General features: G+C 72.6%; 1 protein-coding gene. It reads left to right on the plus strand.

The window, feature by feature from the left end; all coding sequences use genetic code 11:
* Nucleotides 1-164: 164 nt before the first annotated feature.
* A partial coding sequence (locus tag AC1DXM_RS31940; RefSeq protein ID WP_477239543.1) for an AMP-binding protein occupies nucleotides 165-1,034 on the plus strand: 870 nt, incomplete at its 3' end.

The raw sequence follows: 1,034 nt of genomic DNA on the forward strand, positions 1-1,034 counted from the left end.
GGCCTATCTGCCGCTCGATCCCGAGGACCCGCCGCAGCGGCTACGCGAACTCCTGGAGGGCGCCGGGGCCGGGGCGGTGCTGACGGAACGTCGGCTGGAGGATCGGCTCGGCGGCCTATCTGCCGCTCGATCCCGAGGACCCGCCGCAGCGGCTACGCGAACTCCTGGAGGGCGCCGGGGCCGGGGCGGTGCTGACGGAACGTCGGCTGGAGGATCGGCTCGGCGGCTGGATCGGGCGGCGCCTCTACGTGGAGGAGCCGCGCCCGCCGGCCGACCCGCCCCCGGCGGCACTGGCGGGGGAGAACCTCGCCTATGTCCTCTACACCTCCGGCTCCACCGGAAAGCCCAAAGGCGTAATGGTAACGCACCGCGGCTGGCGCAATTACGTGAGCTGGTGCCGGCGCGCCTACGGGCTCGACGAAACCACAACGGCGTTGGTTCACAGCCCGCTCGCCTTCGACCTGACGGTGACCTCCCTGTGGGGGCCGCTGGCAGCGGGAGGCATGGCACGTCTGCTGTGCGGCGGTGATCTGGAGACGGTGGCGCGGGCGCTGGAGGCGCCGACGACGCTGGTGAAGGCGACACCCGCGCATCTGGAGGGTCTGGAGGCGCTGGGTTCGGCGGCCGAGGTCCGCACCTTTGTCATCGGCGGCGAGGCGCTTTCGGGGCGGACGGCGGCGCACTGGCGCCGGCGCGGCGAGGTTATCAACGAATACGGCCCGACGGAAACCGTGGTCGGCTGCACGATCTGGCGCGCGCCGGCGGATTTCGCGGGCGACGAGGTCCCGATCGGGCGTCCGATCGGCAACTTGCGGGCCTATGTTCTGGACGAGGGGCTGGACCCGGTCGGACCGGGGATGGCGGGGGAGCTTTACATTGGCGGGGCCGGGGTTTGCCGGGGCTATCTGGGGCGGGCGGACCTGACGGCGGAGCGTTTCCTTCCCGACCCCTACGGGGCGGCGGGGGAGCGGATGTACCGGACGGGGGACCGGGCGCGGCGGCGTGGCGACGGGGAACTGGTCTATCTGGGCCGG

This window comes from Mesorhizobium sp. P3_A2, assembly GCF_056403115.1.